This is a genomic window from Caulobacter sp. Root487D2Y (assembly GCF_001427165.1).
In the GTDB taxonomy this organism is placed as follows: domain Bacteria; phylum Pseudomonadota; class Alphaproteobacteria; order Caulobacterales; family Caulobacteraceae; genus Caulobacter.
Genome location: NZ_LMFD01000001.1, coordinates 909,029 through 925,419 on the forward strand (window position 1 = coordinate 909,029; position 16,391 = coordinate 925,419).

The following is a 16,391-nucleotide window of genomic DNA, read 5'->3' on the forward strand; positions in this document are numbered from 1 at the left end:
GCCGGCTTCTTTCGTTTTTCAGCCGTCATTCCCGCCCTGTGGCGGGAACCCCTCGTTCAGCTGACGGTGAAGCAACTCGGCGCGCTGGCGCGCCACACCCCTGCCCTTGGGGCGGATAAAGGGGTTCCCGCCACAAGGGCGGGAATGACGGGCGGATGGGGGGGCTGTGAAGGTGCGGAGATCACACCTCGAACCTGACCCCCTGCGCCAAAGGCAGGGTCGCGCCGTAGTTCACGGTGTTCGTCGCCCGGCGCATGTAGGTCTTCCAGCTGTCGGAGCCCGCCTCGCGGCCGCCGCCGGTGTCCTTCTCGCCGCCGAACGCCCCGCCGATCTCGGCGCCGGAGGGGCCGATGTTGACGTTGGCGATGCCGCAGTCGCTGCCCTCGCCCGACACGAACAGCTCGGCCTCGCGGACGTTCAGCGTGAAGATCGACGACGACAGGCCCTGGGCCACGTCGTTCTGGGCGGCGATGGCGGCGGACAGTTCGGCGTAGCGCATAACGTAGAGGATCGGCGCGAACGTCTCGGACTTCACGATGTCGGCCTGGTCGTCGATCTCGACCAGGGCGGGGGCGACGTAATAGGCGTCCGGCCCGGCGACCTCGACGCGGTCGCCGCCGATCACCCGGCCGCCGGCCGCGCGGGCCGCCTCCAGGGCGCGCTGCATGGCGTCGAACGCGGCCTTGTCGATCAGCGGGCCGACCAGCACGCCGGCGGCGCGGGGATCGCCGACCGGCACCGAGGGATAGGCGCTCTTCAGCCGGCCGACGAAGGCGTCGTAGACGCTGTCGTGCACGAACAGTCGCCGCAGCGTGGTGCAGCGCTGACCCGCCGTGCCCATGGCCGCGAAGGCCACGCCGCGCAGGGTCAGGTCCAGGTCGGCAGACGGGGCGACGATGGCGGCGTTGTTGCCGCCCAGCTCCAGCAGGGCGCGGGCGAAGCGGGCGGCCAGCCTCGGACCCACCGTCCGGCCCATGGCCGTCGAGCCGGTGGCCGAGACCAGCGGGACCTTCGGATGGTCGACCAGGACCTCGCCGACCGCGCGGCCGCCGATCAGCAGGGTCGAGAGGTTGGCGGGCGCGTCCGGCCCGAACCTGGCGACGGCGCGTTCGAACAGCGCCTGGGTGGCCAGGGCCACCAGCGGGGTCTTCTCCGACGGCTTCCACACCACGCTGTCGCCGCAGACGAAGGCCAGGGCCGCATTCCACGACCAGACGGCGACCGGGAAGTTGAAGGCGCTGATCACCCCGACCACGCCCAGCGGATGCCAGGTCTCCATCATCCGGTGCGCCGGGCGCTCGGTGGCGATGGTCAGGCCGAACAGCTGGCGCGACAGGCCCACGGCGTAGTCGCAGATGTCGATCATCTCCTGCACCTCGCCCAGGCCCTCGGAGACCACCTTGCCGGCCTCCAGGGTGACCAGGGCGGCCAGGTCGGTCTTGGCCGCGCGCAGCTCCTCGCCCAGCAGCCGCACCAGCTCGCCGCGACGCGGGGCGGGGACCTTGCGCCAGGCCAGATAGGCGGCGTGGGCGGCGTCGATGGCGGCCCTGGCCTGGGCGGGGGCGTGCTCGGGCAGGCTGGCCAGCACCTCGCCGGTCACCGGCGAGCGCGCGGCCAGGGTCCCGCCGTCCAGGACGGCGGGGTCGACGCCCAGGCGGCCGAGAAGGGCGCGGGCTTCGGGGACGGCGGAGGGCAGGGTGGTCATGGGGCGGTCCTAAGGAATTCGGGTCTCGATCGATCCGCTCGTCCCGGCGAAAGCCGGGACCCGGATCCTGTGGCGGCGTGTCTGACGGGATTCGCTCATAGCCCGAGGCGCCAACCGCCCAGCCATTCCATCCGGGTCCCGGCATTCGTCGGGATGAGCGGCCGAAGTAAAGCGGTATTCATTCGGACGCCAGCCGCGCGCGAACGTCCCGGTAGGCCGCGGCGATCAGGGCGTTCAGCGCCTCGGCGTCGACCGGCCGGCCCCACCGGACCTTGACGTGCCGCATGCGCTTGCCCGAGCCTTCCAGCAGGCCGACCGGATCGTCCAGCGCCGCGCCGTGGAAGAAGCCGACGTTCACATGGGCGCTGAACGCGTCGACATAGGCGAACGCCGCGTCGCCCACGCACGCCGTGGGATGTCCGTCGTGCACCAGCTCGCGAACGTCGGGCCCGAGGGCGCGCAAGGCTTCGAACCACGGCTGGGCCAGGCGCCGCAGGTCGTGCTCGGGGGCCGCGAACCAGGCGTCGACCTCCGGGTCTCCGCGCAGGGCGCCGGCAAGCCGGAAGAGCTGGGTCATCGGGCCAGAATGCCAGCGCGGCCGCCGGATGTCGAAGCCCGTCGAATAGGGGTTCCCGCATCCGTTTCTCAGGTCTGCGCTGGATGGCTCCGGGGTTCGGCCGACCGGCAGACTCCCCGCGGCGCGCGCGATCCGTCGCGGCGTCCGTCCGCGGGAGAGCGCCCATCTCGATCTTCGTCGAAGCCCTGGTCCTGACGATCGGCGGGCTGTTCCCGATCATGAACCCGTTCAGCACGGCGCCGCTGTACGTGTCGCTGACCGCCGGCTTCGACGCGAAGAAGCGCCGGCGGCAGGCCATCATGGCCTGCGTCTACGCCTTCGGCATCCTGGCGACCTTCCTGTTGCTGGGCTCGGCGATCGTCGAGTTCTTCGGCATCTCGATCCCGGGGATCCGCGCGGCCGGCGGGCTGATCATCTCGAGCGTCGGGTTCGGCATGCTGTTTCCGCCGCCGCCTCAAACCCCGACGGCGACCGAGACCGCCGCCAGCCAGAGCCGCGACCAGGCGCTGGACGTCGCCTTCACCCCGCTGGCCATGCCCAGCCTGGCCGGACCGGGATCGATCTCGGTGGTGCTCAGCGCCGCGGCCCAGATCCGCGGCGACCACCCGCACAATTGGGAGATCATCTATGTCGGGGTGATCCTGGGCATGGCGGTGACCCTGGTGATCGCCTTCATCATCCTGCGGGCCGCCGAGCTGATGGTGCGTTTCCTGGGCAAGGGCGGGATGGACGCCATGACCCGCATCTTCGGTTTCCTGCTGATCTGCATCGGCATGCAGTTCCTGCTGACCGGCGTGGGCGATTTCTTCGGATTGAGCCGAGGGTAGGGGCGGTCCCGCGTTCGCGCCGGCGAGTTCGGGGCGCTCGCTATCGCGGGGGCTGTCACAAAGTGTCGCATCCCCCGTTGTCAAATCTTTGGGAAACACTGTTGAGACTAATCGGACGGTGCAGTTTGTGGGCTTCTCGACTTGGTAAGGGAAGCGAGGGAGCGTCTTGCGGAAAACAACGGATCTCGCGGCGGCCAAGGCCGAGGCGCCCGAGCAGGGCGCTCGCGGGGCGCGGCTGGGCTACGCCGACCTCAGGCTGGAGGCGGCGATTTTCCTGCTGGTGGCCGTGTCGTTCGCCGCGGTGCTGGGCAAGAGCGCCATCACCACCCAGAAGCTCGTCCTCTCGCCCGAGTCCGGCCAGTTCGAGGGCTACACCTATTCCGACGCCGAGAACGGCGGGCGCTCGATCATCTCCGCCGATCCGCGCAGGCCGCTGTCCTGGTCCTGCGAGATCCGTGAAGGCTCGCCCTATCCCTATTGCGGCTATGGCCTGCAGCTGGATTCGGGGAAGGCCCGGGGCCTGGATTTCTCGCATGTCCAGACGATCATCCTGCGCTTCTCCTACCGGGGCGAAGACGACCGCCTGCGACTGGTCTTGAAGACGACGCCCGGACCGGCGGCGCGGGACAAGCTGAAGGGCGAGCCTATGTCTCTGGCGGCGGACATTCCCGTCGTCAACGGCCGCAACGAAATCCGCCTGCCGCTCGGCAAGCTGGCGCCGGAGCAATGGTGGGTGACCAGCCATGGCCTTTCGACGGCGGAGGCCGCGCCGGTCTTCGACGACGTCCGCTCCGTCTCCATCGCCACCAGCGACGCAAAGGCGGGCGCCAAGCTGGCGGTGGCGGTCGACGACCTGACCTTCGAGGGCTCGTACCTCTCGACCGAACAGTTCTACCTGATCATCCTCGGCGTCTGGCTGGTTTTGTCGGCCGGGTTCCTGGTCTTCCGCTTCCTGCGGATGCGCCGCGACTACGAGGCGCGGCAGCAGCGGCACACGCTGGAGGCGCGGCTGCTGGCCGAAGCCCACGCCGCGTCCGAGGCCGCCAGCAGCGCCAAGTCGCGGTTCCTGGGCAATATGAGCCACGAACTGCGCACGCCGCTCAACGCCATCATCGGCTACACCTACTGGCTCAACCGCACCGAACTGGACGCCAAGCAGCGCGCGGCGGTTCAGACCGTCCAGGCCAGCGGCGAGCACCTGCTGGGCGTCATCAGCGACCTTCTGGACGTGGCCAAGATCGAGGCGGGCAAGTTCGATCTGCTGGCCGCGCCCTTCGACCTGCACGACTGCGTGGCGGGCGTGAGCGAGATGTTCCGCCTGCCGGCCGAGGAAAAGGGCCTGGACTTCACCGCCACCGTCGGCCCGGACGTGCCGCGCGGGGTCGAGGGGGACGAGAAGCGCATTCGCCAGGTGCTGATCAACCTGGTCGGCAACGCGGTCAAGTTCACGTCGGCGGGCCGGGTCGATCTGCATGTCTCGGTCGTCGAGGTCGCGGGCCGGACGGCGAGGCTGCGGTTCGCCGTGGATGACACCGGTATCGGCATTCCGCCCGACCAGTTGGAAGGCATCTTCCATCCGTTCGAGCAGGCGGGCGAGGCCGCCGACCGAAGCAGCGGCACGGGGTTGGGCCTGAGCATCAGCGGCCAGATCGTCGCTCTGATGGGCGGAGACCTGCGGGTCGACAGCACGCTGGGCCAGGGCAGCCGCTTCACGGTCGAGATCGCGGTTCCGATCGTCGAGGGCGGTCTGGATGGGCCGGCCGTTCCCCGATTCCGGCGTCTGAGCGCGCCCTGAGGCTCTAGGCCAGCATCGTTGGCGATATCCCGGCCGGCGCTTCGAGCGAACGGCGGTCGGTCGACTTGACGCGAGCATTACCTGTGTGTCATACAGTGTATGTCACACACCAAGTGGCGCACACCATGTGATGCACACCATGCCAGCGGACGCCGACATTTTCGAAACCCTGCGCCAGGAGTTGCGGCGTGGAACCCTGATCCTGGCCGTGTTGGCCCAGCTGAAGGTCGAGCGCTACGGCTACAGCCTGCGCCAGGCCCTGGCCGAGGTGGGGCTGGAGATCGACGAAGGCGCTCTCTATCCGATGCTGCGCCGCCTCGAGAGCCAGGGTCTGCTGACCAGCGAATGGCGCGAGGAAGACAAGCGTAAGAAGCGTTTTTACCGCCTGTCGTCCGAGGGCGAGGCCGTGCTGGCCCGCCTGTCCGCCGAGTGGCGGGCGATGAACGACACCCTGCAAAACCTGATCTGAAGAGGGAGCCAGTCATGGACCTGCTCGATCGCTATCTGGCCGCCGTCGCGGCCCTGCTGCCCAAGGCCCAGCGCGAGGACATCGTCGCCGAGCTGCGCGACACCCTGCTCACCCAGATGGAGGAGAAGGAGGCGCAAGCGGGCCGGCCCCTGACCGCCAAGGAGCGCGAGGCCCTGCTCAAGGCGTTCGGCCATCCGATCGCCGTGGCGGGCCGGTTCGGAACGACCCACGCTCTGATCGGGCCCGAGCTCTATCCGTTCTACATGTTCGCGGTGAAGGGACTGCTGGTGGTGGCGGCGATCGTTTCGGCGATCCCGGCCGTCATCACGGTGATCACCAGCCCCGCCGGCTCGGCCGGCGCCCTAGCGCAGTTCCTGTCCGGCTTCATCTCCATCGGCTTCACCATGATCGGGGTCGCCACGGTGCTGGGCGTGGCGTTCGAGCGCGGTTGGCTCCCCGTGGCCGGCATGACCGACTGGAAGGTCGCCGACCTGCCCGTGCTGGACACCCTGGGATCGTCCAGGAAGGGCTTCCCGCGCGAGAAGGGCCCGCAGCGGAAGCGCTTCGAGGCCCTGCTGGAGGTGATCCTCACGGTGTTCTTCATTCTGTGGTGGACAGGCCTGGTCTCGGCGCCGTGGTCCAATCAGGTGGCCAACAGCCAGCTGTTCCTGGAGCCGGCCGCGGTCTGGACGACCCTGCACCTGCCGATCCTGGGCTGGGCGTGCGTGCAACTGCTGTCGAGTCTGACGGCGCTGGCGCGCCCCGGCTGGGTGCGGGCCCATGCCCTCCTGGAGGCCGTCTGCGGCGCGGCCGGCCTGGCCGTCACCGCCGCCCTCTGGCGGGCGGGCCGGCTGGTCGAGGTCGTCTCCCACGGGGCGAGCCCGGCCGAGACGAGCGCCTTGCAGGACGCGCTCGACCTGAGCTTCCACCTGACCGTGATCGTGATGGCCGTGGTGTTCAGCTGCAGGATCGCGGGCGAGCTGTGGCGGGTGGCGCGGGGCGCGCGTCCCATCCTGTCGCTGGCCCTCTAGGGGGCGGGCGGATCGGAGCGGTCGAAACGGCCAGAAAGGCTCGTGCCATCGTCATCTCGGAGGCCTTCGCGAGGCTTCCGGGATGACGAGATTCCGACGGACTTGGTTAAGGGCGAGCCGAACGCTTGCGTCCCGAACGCCTGCAAGTCCAGGCCAGGCTTCGGGGCAGGTTCTGGGGAAAGTCCCTACTTCGAGACCTTGTCGACCACGGCCCCGGCGCCGGCCCCCACGGCCGCCCCCACGGGCCCCGCGACGACCGCCCCGGCGATCGCGCCGGTCGCCGCCCGCTGCTCCATGTTGTGGCCGCAGGCGGACAAGGTTAACGCCGCCGTAACCGCTAGCGGAACCAAGCGCAGAGCAGACATTATGTCCTCCGAGACAATTACACCGACCGCTAGAGTAACGGTGTCACATAAGCCGGGTTCCGTTGAGAGCGGCGGGCCGGAAATCTATCCCGGGGGTTGAATATTCGCCTCGAAGCCGATTCTCGGGACTGTCGCGTTTTTTCCTTGTAATCAAAGCATTAACCATTGGGTCTCGCGCGCTGGCGCTCAAAATTCAAGCGATGGCGCCTGGTCCGCTTGCGAGTCGGTCACGGATGCGTCATAAGGCGAACCGTAAGTAGGACTTCGGCCACGATCGTGAACCGGCCGAGCCTCCGCTTTCAGAGCGGCCCGACAGTATTTTTCCGGGCTTTTTTGCGGGCGTTTTTGTCGGGGGGCGGTACGCCCTCGCCGCGCAGGACACGAGTTTTGAATATCAAGTCGCAGACGTGCGCAGACGCGCGCGCGCTGATCGGCGCCGTATTGGTCGGATCCGCCACGGGTCTGGCTCTGGGCGGCGTTTACCTTGCGGGGGGCATGGCCCAGACCGCCAGTCAGCACGCTCGCGTATCTCGCCTGGCCGACGGCGCCGAGGGGAACTTCTCCGACGCGGCGCTGTATCAGGCCGCGTCGCGGATGGACGCCGGGGCCCTGGCCATCGCGCGCCGTCACGATCCCTACACCGTCGCCGGCGGCGCCCAGCGCGACCGGCAGTCGGCGCTCCTGGTCGAGCGTCTCGAACAGCGCCAGCAGTCCGCTTCGGAACGCCAGCCCCTGATGCTGCGCGCCAGCTTCGGCGGCCCGTTCAATCCGGCCGTCGCGCCCTTCCGCCTGACCAACGCCCTGGAAAGCTCGCGTGAACTCGAGTGTCTTTCCGAGGCGGTCTATTACGAGGCCCGCGGCGAGACCCCGAGCGGCCAGGCGGCCGTGGCTCAGGTGGTTCTTAACCGCGTACGCCACCCTTCGTTCCCGAAATCGATCTGCGGCGTGGTGTTCCAGGGCGCCTACACCCACAGCGGCTGCCAGTTCAGCTTCGCCTGCGACGGCTCGATGCGCCGCTCGCGCGAGGCCGGCGCCTGGAAGCGCGCCCAGAAGGTCGCCACCCGCGCGCTCTCGGGCGCGGTGATGTCCGAGGTCGGCGCCGCCACCCATTTCCACACCACCGGCGTCGCGCCGGGCTGGGGCCCGCGCCTGCTGCGCGTCGCCCAGGTCGGCATGCACGTGTTCTACCGCTTCGGCGGTCGCTCGGGCGCGCCGGACGCCTTCAGCCGCACGCCGCGTCCGTCGACGGCCGACGAGCTGCCGACCGTGACCCTGGCCGGCCTGTCGACCGGACAGACGGCTCCCCAGATCGGGACCACGACCGCCGACGGCAAGTCCGCGCCGATCCAGCTGGCCAGCGCCGTGGTGATCGCCTCGCCCGACAAGCCCGCCACCGTGCCGGGCGGCATGGGCGGCCCGCTGGGGCCGGTTTCCGAGCCGGCTTCGGCCCCCGCCATGCACCCGACCAAGACCTCCAACGTTTCGGGGTCCGGGGCGGGCGACGCGATCAAGGCTGCAGGATCGGCCGGGACCGGAGCTGCTTCCTAACCGCGCCGGGCATGTGGCTGCTGGCGAAGCGCATCTGCTTGGCCCGCTTGCCGACGAAATAGTGCAGGTCCTTGCCGTGGACGGCCCGCCAGATCACCTCGGCGGCGTCCTCCACCGGATAGACCGGCAGGCCGCCGCCGCGCAGGGCGTCGGCCATATTCTGATTCGAGCCCGGCTGGCTGGCGTTGAGGATCGGCGTCTCGATGAACCACGGCATCACGCAGGCCACGCCGACGCCGTAGGGCTTCCACTCGACGTCCAGCGCTTCCGACAGGCCCCGCACCGCGAACTTGGTGGCCGAATAGACCGCCAGGCTGGGTGAGCCGTACAGGCCCGCGCAGGACGAGATGTTGATCAGCCGCGCGCCGGGCGTGGCCTTCAGCCAGGGCAGGGCGGCGCGGGCCCCGCTGATCACGCCCTTGATGTTGATGTCCAGCTGCAGGTCGATCTCGGCGTCGTCGTGGCTGTCGAACGGCCCGAAGCGCGCGACCCCGGCGTTGTTGAGCAGCACGTCCAGCCGCCCGTCGGTCAGCTTGGCGAAGTCGGCCAGGGCGGCGGTCCAGGCGGCGCGGTCGCGCACGTCCAGCCTGAAGGTCGCGCCGTTGTCGGGGCCGACCGCGGCGAGGGCGGCCTTCAGGCCCGCCGCGTCGATGTCGGACAGGCCGACGAACCAGCCCTCGGCGGCGAAGCGCCTGGCGCTGGCCAGGCCGATGCCGCTGGCGGCCCCGGTGATGAAGACGGCCTTGCGGCCTCCTGCCTTGGCGGTCATGGCGTCCCTCCCGTTTTGTTTGTTATCGTTGATCAGACGCCCGGGAGGCGGGGGCGGTCAAGCGCGGAAGGTCATGTGTCTTGCGCCCGACGCCGGAACGCGCATCTTCCACCGATCCTTCGCCGTGCGAGCGCCCATGACTCCTGAGCAACGCCTCGACCAGCTGGCCCGCGATCTGCTGGCCACGCCCTATCCCGAACTGACGGACGTGCAGAGGAGCGTCATCGACCTGATCGCCGCCGAGGCCCCCACGGGGTTGAACAAGGCGCTGGTGGCCGACGATCGGACCTATTGGGACAGGCTGGCCGACTCGGTCGCGGCGGTCGGCGGCTCCTGGACGTTCATCGGCGGCTTCAGCCTGTGCCTGGTCCTGTGGATCGGCCTGAACGTCGCCCTCCGGCCGTGGCGCCTGTCGTTCGACCCCTATCCGTTCATCTTCCTCAACCTGATCCTGTCGACCGTGGCCGCGATCCAGGCGCCGGTGATCATGATGAGCCAGAACCGGCAGGCCATGAAGGACCGCCTGAACGCCGAGCACGACTATCTGGTCAATCTGCGCGCCGAGCTGGAGATCATGCGCCTGCACACCAAGCTGGACGCCCTGCGCGAGCAGGAGATGGTCGAGATCCTGCGCTGCAACACCGAGGCCCTGGAGATCCTGAAGGCCCAGGTGGCCCGGATGGCGGAAGAGCGCGGCTGATAGAACCCTCTCCCATGGGGAGAGGGAGGGGCCCAAGCGAAGCTTGGGAGGGTGAGGGGGTAAGGCGTCGGACGGCGTGCCGGCGGAGCGCCGACCCTGGAGCGCATATCGATCCCCAAGAGCGTCACCCCCGAACAGGTCGGGGGTGACGCGTGGCTTCGGCGAAAAGGCCTCTAGAACGCGAAGCGGACGCCGACCAGGCCGCCGGGGCCCGTCATGTTCAGCTTCTGCTCCTTGTCGCCCGCGCCGCTGGTAGTCTTGACCTTGATCGCGCCGGTGAACTGGTAGCGGCCCTCGGCGAACAGCGAGACGCGCGGCGAGACCGCGACGCTGGCGCCGGCGATGCCTTGCAGGGTCAGGGCGTCGCCCTTGTCGTCCAGCATGCCGTCGTCGATCTTCACCTGGGCCACGCCGACGCCGGCGCCCAGATACGGACGCACCGGCCCGGCGACCGGGAAGTCGTAATAGCCGTTCAGGTCGATGCTGAAGGTCGTGACCTTGCCGCCGTCGAAGTCGAACTGGGCGCCGCCGTTCGTGGTCAGCACGCCGCTGGACTTCTGGCTGCGGTAGCCCAGGGCCACCTCGCCGCGCCAGCCGTTGCCGAGCGCCGAACCCCAGGCCACGGCGCCCTGGCCGCCGGCGTCGACGTCGCCGTCGAAGCGATAGCCGTTGGCGAAGCCGTAGTCGTAGTCGGCCTTGCCGATAAAGCCCCCGGAAACAGAGATGTACTGGCCGCTGGCGGGCGCGGCCGTAGCGGCGGCCGGAGCGGGAGCCGGGCCGGCGGTTTGCGCCGCGGCGGCGCCGGCGATGGCCAGGGCGGCCACGGCGGTGGTGATGAACAGACGCATAAGCATTTCCCCCGAAATCGGTACTGGTCCGTGATGGACCCGGTCCCGGTAGAGGGGTTCACCGGCGTCGTAAATCTGGGGTTGTTCAAGCTTGACCGTTTGTAGCGGCCTATGGCGCCGATGCAACATGTGGTTGCGAGACGCGGGCCGCGCGCCGCAACGCCTGGGGCGGCTGGCCGAAGGCGCGCAGGAAGGCGCGGCGCATGCGCTCCGGGTCGCGAAAGCCGGTCTCCAGGGCGACGTCCTCGACCTGCAGGGGCTGGCTGTCGAGCAGGGCGCGCGCCGCCTCCACGCGCAGGCGTTCGATCGCCTTGGCCGGGGTGCTGCCCGTCTCGACCGCGAACAGCCGGGCGAAGTTGCGCGGACTCATCGCCGCCTGCTCGGCCAGCTGTTCGACGCTCAGGGGCAGGGCCAGGTTCTCGCGCGCCCAGGCCAGCAGGCCGTCGAACCGCCCGCCCTTGATCTCCAGCAGGGCCGAGAACTGCGACTGGCCGCCGGGGCGGCGATGATAGACCACCAGCTGCTGGGCGGTGCGGCGGGCGACGTCCTCGCCCAGGTCCGCGCCGATCATTGCCAGGGCCATGTCGATGCCGGCGGTGATCCCGGCCGAGCTCCACAGCGATCCGTCCTGGACGAAGATGCGGTCGGGCTCCAGCCGCACGGCCGGATAGCGGCGCTGGAAGTCCTGGGAGCGCTGCCAATGGGTGGTGGCCCGGCGACCGTCCAGCAGGCCGGCGGCGGCCAGGACATAGGTCCCCGAACAGACGCTGGCCGTGCGGCGCGCGGTGCGGAAGGTCCGGCGGGCGAAGTCCAGGGTTGCCTCGCAGATCGCCGGCGACCGCGTGCCCTCGCCGCCCGAGACGATCAGGGTGTCCAGCGGCGGGGCCTCGGCGAAGGCCTCGGCGGTCATCGCCACGCCCGAGGAGCTGCGCACCGGGCCCGGCTCGCGGGCCAGCAGGCGTAGGTGGTAGGCGTCGGGGACGAAGCGCCCGGCGATCTCGAACGCCGCGATCGGCCCGGCGGCGTCCAGGATCTGGAACTGGGGGAAGATCAGGAAGCCGATGTCGCGGGTCATGATTCTGCCTGTCCGGATGGGTTTGGCGGATATCGAGGGAAGTCTGTCATTCCTGTCGGACGCTAGGCGGGCGATGCTGCGGCGTCAACAGGAGCCCGCCCATGCCCCCATCCTCGCGTAAAGAGCCCGCGCCGTTTCACATCGTCTTCGCTCTGTTTCCCGGTGTCACCCACCTGGACTTCACCGGCCCTCACCAGATCCTCTGCCGCCTGCCCGGCGCCCAGGTGGTGGTCGCCAGCGAGGCGGGCGGCGAGATCGAGGCCGACGGCCTGGTGTTCGCCCGCCTGGCGCGGCTGGCCGACATCGACCACTGCGACCTGCTGTGCGTGCCCGGCGGGTTCGGCACGACCCAGGCGATGGCCGACCAGGCCTTCCTGGACCAGATCCGGCGGCTGGCGGCCGGGGCGCGCTACGTGACTTCGGTCTGCACCGGCTCGCTGCTGCTGGGCGCGGCCGGGCTGCTGAAGGGCAGGCGGGCGGCCTGCCACTGGGCCTGGCGCGACCAGCTGGTCCTGTTCGGCGCGACGCCCGACCCGGCGCGGGTGGTGCGCGACGGCGACGTCATCACCGGCGGCGGGGTGACGGCGGGCGTCGACTTCGCCCTGACCGTGGCGGCCGAGGTCGCGGGCGAGGAGACGGCCCAGGCCATCCAGTTGGCCGTGGAATACGCCCCCGCCCCGCCGTTCCACGCCGGCCGTCCCGAGACCGCCCCGCCCGCCGTGCTGGAGCGGGTCCAGGCGATCTACGGCCGGGGCATGGACGAGCGCTGGGCCGCGGCCCGGGCGGCGGCGGAGGTGTTGAGGGTCGAGGCATGAGATTGCTGAGATCGCCGTTCCTACCGCCGTCACCCCGGGCCTCGCGCCCGGGACCCCTCTCTCCGCCGCGGGCGCGGGAGAGCGGCGCGCCGGCGCGACAAGAGGCTCCACCGTCCGCTGAATCAGGGATCTCGGGCCCCAGGTCCGGGATGATGATCGGGACGGGAGAAAGGCCCGGCTCCGTCGGGGCGTGAAACCGCCACGACTTGATCCGAACGCAAACCTGCCTCAAAACGCATAGGTTGGAGACATTGGGCATGCGTCGAATGAAGTCGTTTCTCGTCGGGCTGACCGCGGCCGCCGGCCTGACGGCGGGTTTGGCGACCGTCTCGCCGGCCTCGGCTCAGGACGCCTTCACCTATGGCGTCTGGCGCAACCCCAAGAACACCGTCCATGTCGAGATCAAGCCCTGCGGCGGCGGCCGGGCCTGCGGCAACGTCATCTGGGCCACCGCCGACGCCCAGGCCGACGCCAAGAAGGGCGGCACGGCCAACCTGATCGGCCTGCAGCTGCTGCGCGACTTCCAGTTGCAGAAGAACGGCAGCTGGAAGGGCAAGGTCTTCGTGCCCGACCTCAACATGACCCTCAGCGGCACCGCCGACTTCCCCGACGCCAGCACCATGAAGGCCAGGGGTTGCCTGCTGTTGTTCTGCAAGTCGCAGACCTGGCGCCGCGTGGACGTGGTGGCCAGCGGGACGCCGTCCAGCTAGGCCGGATCCAGCTCCGGATAGGCCCGGAAGATCCCCTCGGTGCTGAACGGGATCCGCCGCTCCGACCTCAGATAGGCGGCGATGTTCGGCCGGTCCGCCACCGCGTCCCTCACGGCGATCACCCGGGTCAGCCTGGGCTCCAGCCGCTTCATCGCGTGCGGGAAGGCGTAGCGCAGGCCCTCCACCGCCTGGAACAGCGACAGGTCGGCATAGGTCAGGGTCTCGCCCGTCAGCCACTGTCGCCCCTCGGCGCCCTTCGGCGCGCGCTCCAGCACCGTCTCGAACCACCCGAGGTACTTCTTCATCCGCTGGGCGCGGAACTCCTGGGCCCGCCGTGCGGCCTCTTCCTTCTGGTCCTCGTAATAGAGGCCCATGCCGACCGGGTGGTGGACGTCGTGGGCCTCGGCGACCAGGTCGGCGATGGTCAGCTGCAGCTGGTTGACCCACAGCCGCCCGCCCTCGGCCCGGGGCGCCAGGCCGTGGCGCAGGCCCAGGTGCAGCAGGATGTTGGCCGTCTGGCCGATCACCAGGTCGCCGTCGACCAGATAGGGCGGGGCGAAGGGCGGATGGTCGCCTTCCGCCATGTGGGCCATCAGGGCCCGCTCGCCGCCGCCGTCGTCCGGATCGCCGCGCGCCACGTCGACATAGGCCGCGCCGGCCTCCTCCAGCGCCAGCCGCACGAACTCGCCGCGTCCCTGGATCGTGGGCCAGTAATGCAGTTGGTAGGTCATGCGAGGAAGAACAGATGAGGGGGCGGAAAGGATGCGGGCGGCGCGCCTCTAACCTCCGTCATCCTCGGACTTGTTCCGAGGACCCCTTTGTCGGCTGAGCTGTCGCTCCAGGTTGGTCGGCGACCTCACAGCTTCACGGATCATCCTTCTTCGCGGTTGAAGCAGGGGTCCTCGGAACAAGTCCGAGGATGACGAGCGTGGGGGATGAGCGGAGTTTTTTAGCCCTACCCCACCCGCACGCTGGTCATCGAGATCGCCGCGAAGACGTCGTCGGCGAAGAACGACACCGGCTCGCCCGGCTCTTGCGCGCCCAGCACATAGAGCAGGGGCAGGTAGTGCTCGGCGCTGTTGATCGACGCCTCGGCGTCCGGACCCAGGCCGCGCCAATCGATCAGCGGGTCGTGGTCGCCGGCGGCGATCAGGGCCTTGGCCTTGTCGTTGAAGCGCGGCGCCCAGTCGGGAACCTCGCCGGTGCGGAAGTCCGCGGCCCGCAGGTTGTGGACGATGTCGCCGCTGCCGATGATCAGCACGCCCTCGTCGCGCAGGGCGGCCAGGCGCTTGCCGGCCTCGTAGTGCCAGCGGTCGGGGCGGCCGCGGTCCAGGGAGAGCTGCACCACCGGCACGTCGGCGCGCGGATACATCGGCCGCAGCACGCCCCAGGCGCCGTGGTCCAGGCCCCGGGTCGGGTGCTGGGCGACCGGGTCCGGCGACAGGATCTCCGCCACCCGCCGCGCCAGGGCCGGATCGCCGGGCGCGTCGTAGCGCACGTCGAACAGCGCCTGGGGGAAGCCGCCGAAGTCGTGGATGGTCTCCGGACGCTCCGAAGCGCTGACCGCGCTGGCCCCGCGCGTCTCCCAATGGGCGCTGATCATCAGCACCGCCCTGGGGCGCGGCAGGTCCCGGCCCAGGGCCGCCCAGGCGCGGCTCCAGGCGTTGTCCTCGATGGCGTTCATCGGCGAGCCGTGGCCGAGGAACAGGACGGGTTGGCGGGCGGTCATGGGGGTGATCCAATTAGATACTGTACAAGTTACAGATAGGATGCGGCGCGACCGTTTCAACGGCGGCGGGGTGGATGGACAGCAGAGGGATGGAGAGAGGGCGGCCATTTGGCCACAGCCGGGCGGCCGCGTCGCGGTGTCGCGTCTTCGTCCGCCGCGCGTGCTTTCCCCCGAGGCCGGGCTTTGTTAAGCCACGAACGTTGTGAACGTACCCGTCCTTCCCCCTGTCCCGACCGACGAGGTCTCGTCCTCGATCGTTCCGTCGGCCGTATCCGCCCATGGGCATGGAGCGGCGCTCGCGGCGCGGATCGCCACGCGCGGCGGCGCGCTGGATCTGCTGCGGCTGCTCGCCTCGCTGCTGATCGTCATCTACCACTACGGGGCCGAGGGCCCGATGCGCATCGAGCGCTTCGGCCAGGTGTTCTCGCGCGGCTTCCTGGCCACGGACTTCTTCCTGATGCTGTCGGGCTATGTGCTGGGCCGGGCCTACGGCGCCTCGACCCTGACCGGGCGGATCAGCCACGGTCGCTTCTGGATGCGCCGGGTCGGGCGGGTCTGGCCGGGGCACCTGATCGTGCTGGCCATGATGGCCGCCCTGGTGCTGGTGCTGAACGCGATCGGCACCGACGCCCACAAGCCCTCGCGCTTCGCCTGGGACCAACTGCCGGTCCAGGCCCTGCTGGTCCACGCCTGGGGCTTCAACAGCGACGGCTGGAACCTGCCCAGCTGGTCGCTGTCGGCGCTGGTGGTCTGTTATGCGGTGTTCCCCTGGCTGTGGCGGGCGGCCGACAAGGTTCGCCATCCGTGGATCCTGCCGCTGGTCGGGGCCCTGGCGTTCGCGGCCTGCGAGGGGGTGTCGCGCGTGGTGTTCCACCATGCCCTGTCGGACCTGCAGTTCCGGTTCGGCGTCGTGCGGGCCCTGCCGCTGTTCCTGCTGGGCGTCTGCCTGGCGCGGGCGGTCGAGATGAACTGGCCGTCGGAGCGGGCGGCCAAGGTCCTGCTGATCGGCGGCTGCGTCGTCCTGACGGCCATGCAGCCGCTGGACCGCTACGCCCTGCCCGACGAGCTGATCTTCGACATCCCCTGCCTGATCGCCATCGCCGCCATCGTGCTGGGCGCGGGCCGCCTGCCGGTCCACCATCCAAAGGCCTGGATCGAGGAGGGCGCCAAGCTGTCGTTCGCCCTGTTCATCACCCACATCCTGGTGGGGGTGATCTATTGGAGCGCGGTGCACAAGCTGATCGAGACCGTGCCGATCGGCATCGGCTGGCAATGGCTGATGTGGCTGGCCTCGTTCCCGATCGCCATCGGCGCGGCCTGGCTGTTCCACACCTATGTCGACCAGCCGCTGCAGGATCGGCTGGCGCCGTGGCTGCGGGGGAAGCGGTAGGGCCTACGCCCCTCTCCATTTCACATCGTCATCCCGGG

The 16,391-nt window shown here is 69.8% G+C and carries 17 protein-coding genes; 9 read left to right on the forward strand and 8 right to left on the reverse strand.

Features of this window, described 5'->3' with window-relative positions:
• Window positions 1-181: 181 nt before the first annotated feature.
• Together amaB and ASD38_RS04160 are read right to left on the reverse strand one after the other, a co-directional pair.
• Window positions 182-1,705: an L-piperidine-6-carboxylate dehydrogenase gene (gene amaB, locus ASD38_RS04155; protein WP_056457802.1), complete on the reverse strand. Its 1,524-nt coding sequence runs from the start codon at window positions 1,703-1,705 to the stop codon at window positions 182-184.
• 178 nt (window positions 1,706-1,883) lie between these two features.
• Entirely contained in the window at window positions 1,884-2,282 is a 399-nt protein-coding gene (locus ASD38_RS04160; protein ID WP_056435495.1) for a DUF1801 domain-containing protein, read from the reverse strand.
• 83 nt (window positions 2,283-2,365) lie between these two features.
• Here ASD38_RS04160 and ASD38_RS04165 point away from each other — a divergent pair, with 83 nt between their 5' ends.
• The 4 genes from ASD38_RS04165 to ASD38_RS04180 all read left to right on the forward strand — a co-directional run bounded on the left by ASD38_RS04165 (window position 2,366) and on the right by ASD38_RS04180 (window position 6,404).
• Window positions 2,366-3,109 (forward strand): MarC family NAAT transporter, encoded by a 744-nt coding sequence (locus tag ASD38_RS04165; protein ID WP_082554582.1) that lies wholly within the window; start codon window positions 2,366-2,368, stop codon window positions 3,107-3,109.
• Window positions 3,110-3,275: 166 nt separating this feature from the next.
• Window positions 3,276-4,904, forward strand: coding sequence for a sensor histidine kinase (locus tag ASD38_RS04170; protein ID WP_056457805.1), 1,629 nt, complete (start codon window positions 3,276-3,278; stop codon window positions 4,902-4,904).
• Between the two features lie 139 nt (window positions 4,905-5,043).
• Window positions 5,044-5,373: a PadR family transcriptional regulator gene (locus ASD38_RS04175; RefSeq protein WP_056436274.1), complete on the forward strand. Its 330-nt coding sequence runs from the start codon at window positions 5,044-5,046 to the stop codon at window positions 5,371-5,373.
• Between the two features lie 14 nt (window positions 5,374-5,387).
• On the forward strand, window positions 5,388-6,404 hold the full coding sequence (locus ASD38_RS04180; RefSeq protein ID WP_056435489.1) for an HAAS signaling domain-containing protein: 1,017 nt from the start codon (window positions 5,388-5,390) through the stop codon (window positions 6,402-6,404).
• Window positions 6,405-6,589: 185 nt separating this feature from the next.
• Here the strand turns inward: ASD38_RS04180 and ASD38_RS04185 are convergent, their stop codons facing one another.
• Window positions 6,590-6,721, reverse strand: a complete 132-nt coding sequence (locus ASD38_RS04185) for a hypothetical protein (RefSeq protein ID WP_327019749.1) — start codon at window positions 6,719-6,721, stop codon at window positions 6,590-6,592.
• Window positions 6,722-7,156: 435 nt separating this feature from the next.
• Here ASD38_RS04185 and ASD38_RS04190 point away from each other — a divergent pair, with 435 nt between their 5' ends.
• Window positions 7,157-8,317 carry a cell wall hydrolase gene (locus ASD38_RS04190; RefSeq protein WP_056457808.1) on the forward strand — a complete coding sequence of 387 codons (1,161 nt, stop codon included), beginning with the start codon at window positions 7,157-7,159 and terminating at the stop codon, window positions 8,315-8,317.
• Here ASD38_RS04190 and ASD38_RS04195 read toward each other — a convergent pair.
• Complete coding sequence (locus tag ASD38_RS04195; RefSeq protein ID WP_056435481.1) at window positions 8,277-9,086, reverse strand: SDR family oxidoreductase; 810 nt, start codon at window positions 9,084-9,086, stop codon at window positions 8,277-8,279. The genes ASD38_RS04190 and ASD38_RS04195 overlap by 41 nt on opposite strands.
• 136 nt (window positions 9,087-9,222) lie before the next feature.
• Between ASD38_RS04195 and ASD38_RS04200 the strand changes: the two genes are divergently transcribed.
• The gene (locus ASD38_RS04200; RefSeq protein WP_082560653.1) at window positions 9,223-9,786 is read left to right on the forward strand and encodes a DUF1003 domain-containing protein; all 564 of its coding nucleotides are present in this window, start codon (window positions 9,223-9,225) and stop codon (window positions 9,784-9,786) included.
• A 173-nt stretch (window positions 9,787-9,959) separates the two neighbouring features.
• Here ASD38_RS04200 and ASD38_RS04205 read toward each other — a convergent pair whose 3' ends face one another.
• Both ASD38_RS04205 and ASD38_RS04210 read right to left on the reverse strand, forming a co-directional pair.
• Window positions 9,960-10,634 (reverse strand): P44/Msp2 family outer membrane protein, encoded by a 675-nt coding sequence (locus tag ASD38_RS04205; protein ID WP_056457814.1) that lies wholly within the window; start codon window positions 10,632-10,634, stop codon window positions 9,960-9,962.
• A 109-nt stretch (window positions 10,635-10,743) separates the two neighbouring features.
• Window positions 10,744-11,709, reverse strand: a complete 966-nt coding sequence (locus tag ASD38_RS04210; protein ID WP_056457817.1) for a GlxA family transcriptional regulator — start codon at window positions 11,707-11,709, stop codon at window positions 10,744-10,746.
• A gap of 101 nt (window positions 11,710-11,810) precedes the next feature.
• Between ASD38_RS04210 and ASD38_RS04215 the strand changes: the two genes are divergently transcribed.
• Together ASD38_RS04215 and ASD38_RS04220 are read left to right on the forward strand one after the other, a co-directional pair.
• Window positions 11,811-12,524, forward strand: a complete 714-nt coding sequence (locus tag ASD38_RS04215) for a DJ-1/PfpI family protein (RefSeq protein ID WP_056457822.1) — start codon at window positions 11,811-11,813, stop codon at window positions 12,522-12,524.
• A gap of 266 nt (window positions 12,525-12,790) precedes the next feature.
• Window positions 12,791-13,234: a DUF2147 domain-containing protein gene (locus ASD38_RS04220; protein ID WP_442857011.1), complete on the forward strand. Its 444-nt coding sequence runs from the start codon at window positions 12,791-12,793 to the stop codon at window positions 13,232-13,234.
• Here the strand turns inward: ASD38_RS04220 and ASD38_RS04225 are convergent.
• Both ASD38_RS04225 and ygiD read right to left on the reverse strand, forming a co-directional pair.
• Window positions 13,231-13,965, reverse strand: a complete 735-nt coding sequence (locus ASD38_RS04225) for a glutathione S-transferase (protein WP_056457825.1) — start codon at window positions 13,963-13,965, stop codon at window positions 13,231-13,233. The two genes, ASD38_RS04220 and ASD38_RS04225, sit on opposite strands and share 4 nt — an antisense overlap.
• A gap of 224 nt (window positions 13,966-14,189) precedes the next feature.
• Window positions 14,190-14,963 (reverse strand): 4,5-DOPA dioxygenase extradiol, encoded by a 774-nt coding sequence (ygiD, locus tag ASD38_RS04230; RefSeq protein WP_056457828.1) that lies wholly within the window; start codon window positions 14,961-14,963, stop codon window positions 14,190-14,192.
• A 202-nt stretch (window positions 14,964-15,165) separates the two neighbouring features.
• Here ygiD and ASD38_RS04235 point away from each other — a divergent pair, with 202 nt between their 5' ends.
• On the forward strand, window positions 15,166-16,353 hold the full coding sequence (locus ASD38_RS04235; RefSeq protein ID WP_056457831.1) for an acyltransferase family protein: 1,188 nt from the start codon (window positions 15,166-15,168) through the stop codon (window positions 16,351-16,353).
• Window positions 16,354-16,391 lie beyond the last annotated feature (38 nt).

What these genes read in the sequence shown, in the direction of transcription:
- amaB (WP_056457802.1), bottom strand. Translation starts at nt 1,705, where the DNA reads ATGACCACCCTGCCCTCCGCCGTCCCCGAAGCCCGCGCCCTTCTCGGC.
- ASD38_RS04160 (WP_056435495.1), bottom strand. Translation starts at nt 2,282, where the DNA reads ATGACCCAGCTCTTCCGGCTTGCCGGCGCCCTGCGCGGAGACCCGGAG.
- ASD38_RS04165 (WP_082554582.1), top strand. Translation starts at nt 2,366, where the DNA reads ATGGCTCCGGGGTTCGGCCGACCGGCAGACTCCCCGCGGCGCGCGCGA.
- ASD38_RS04175 (WP_056436274.1), top strand. Translation starts at nt 5,044, where the DNA reads ATGCCAGCGGACGCCGACATTTTCGAAACCCTGCGCCAGGAGTTGCGG.
- ASD38_RS04180 (WP_056435489.1), top strand. Translation starts at nt 5,388, where the DNA reads ATGGACCTGCTCGATCGCTATCTGGCCGCCGTCGCGGCCCTGCTGCCC.
- ASD38_RS04195 (WP_056435481.1), bottom strand. Translation starts at nt 9,086, where the DNA reads ATGACCGCCAAGGCAGGAGGCCGCAAGGCCGTCTTCATCACCGGGGCC.
- ASD38_RS04200 (WP_082560653.1), top strand. Translation starts at nt 9,223, where the DNA reads ATGACTCCTGAGCAACGCCTCGACCAGCTGGCCCGCGATCTGCTGGCC.
- ASD38_RS04205 (WP_056457814.1), bottom strand. Translation starts at nt 10,634, where the DNA reads ATGCGTCTGTTCATCACCACCGCCGTGGCCGCCCTGGCCATCGCCGGC.
- ASD38_RS04210 (WP_056457817.1), bottom strand. Translation starts at nt 11,709, where the DNA reads ATGACCCGCGACATCGGCTTCCTGATCTTCCCCCAGTTCCAGATCCTG.
- ASD38_RS04215 (WP_056457822.1), top strand. Translation starts at nt 11,811, where the DNA reads ATGCCCCCATCCTCGCGTAAAGAGCCCGCGCCGTTTCACATCGTCTTC.
- ASD38_RS04220 (WP_442857011.1), top strand. Translation starts at nt 12,791, where the DNA reads ATGAAGTCGTTTCTCGTCGGGCTGACCGCGGCCGCCGGCCTGACGGCG.
- ASD38_RS04225 (WP_056457825.1), bottom strand. Translation starts at nt 13,965, where the DNA reads ATGACCTACCAACTGCATTACTGGCCCACGATCCAGGGACGCGGCGAG.
- ygiD (WP_056457828.1), bottom strand. Translation starts at nt 14,963, where the DNA reads ATGACCGCCCGCCAACCCGTCCTGTTCCTCGGCCACGGCTCGCCGATG.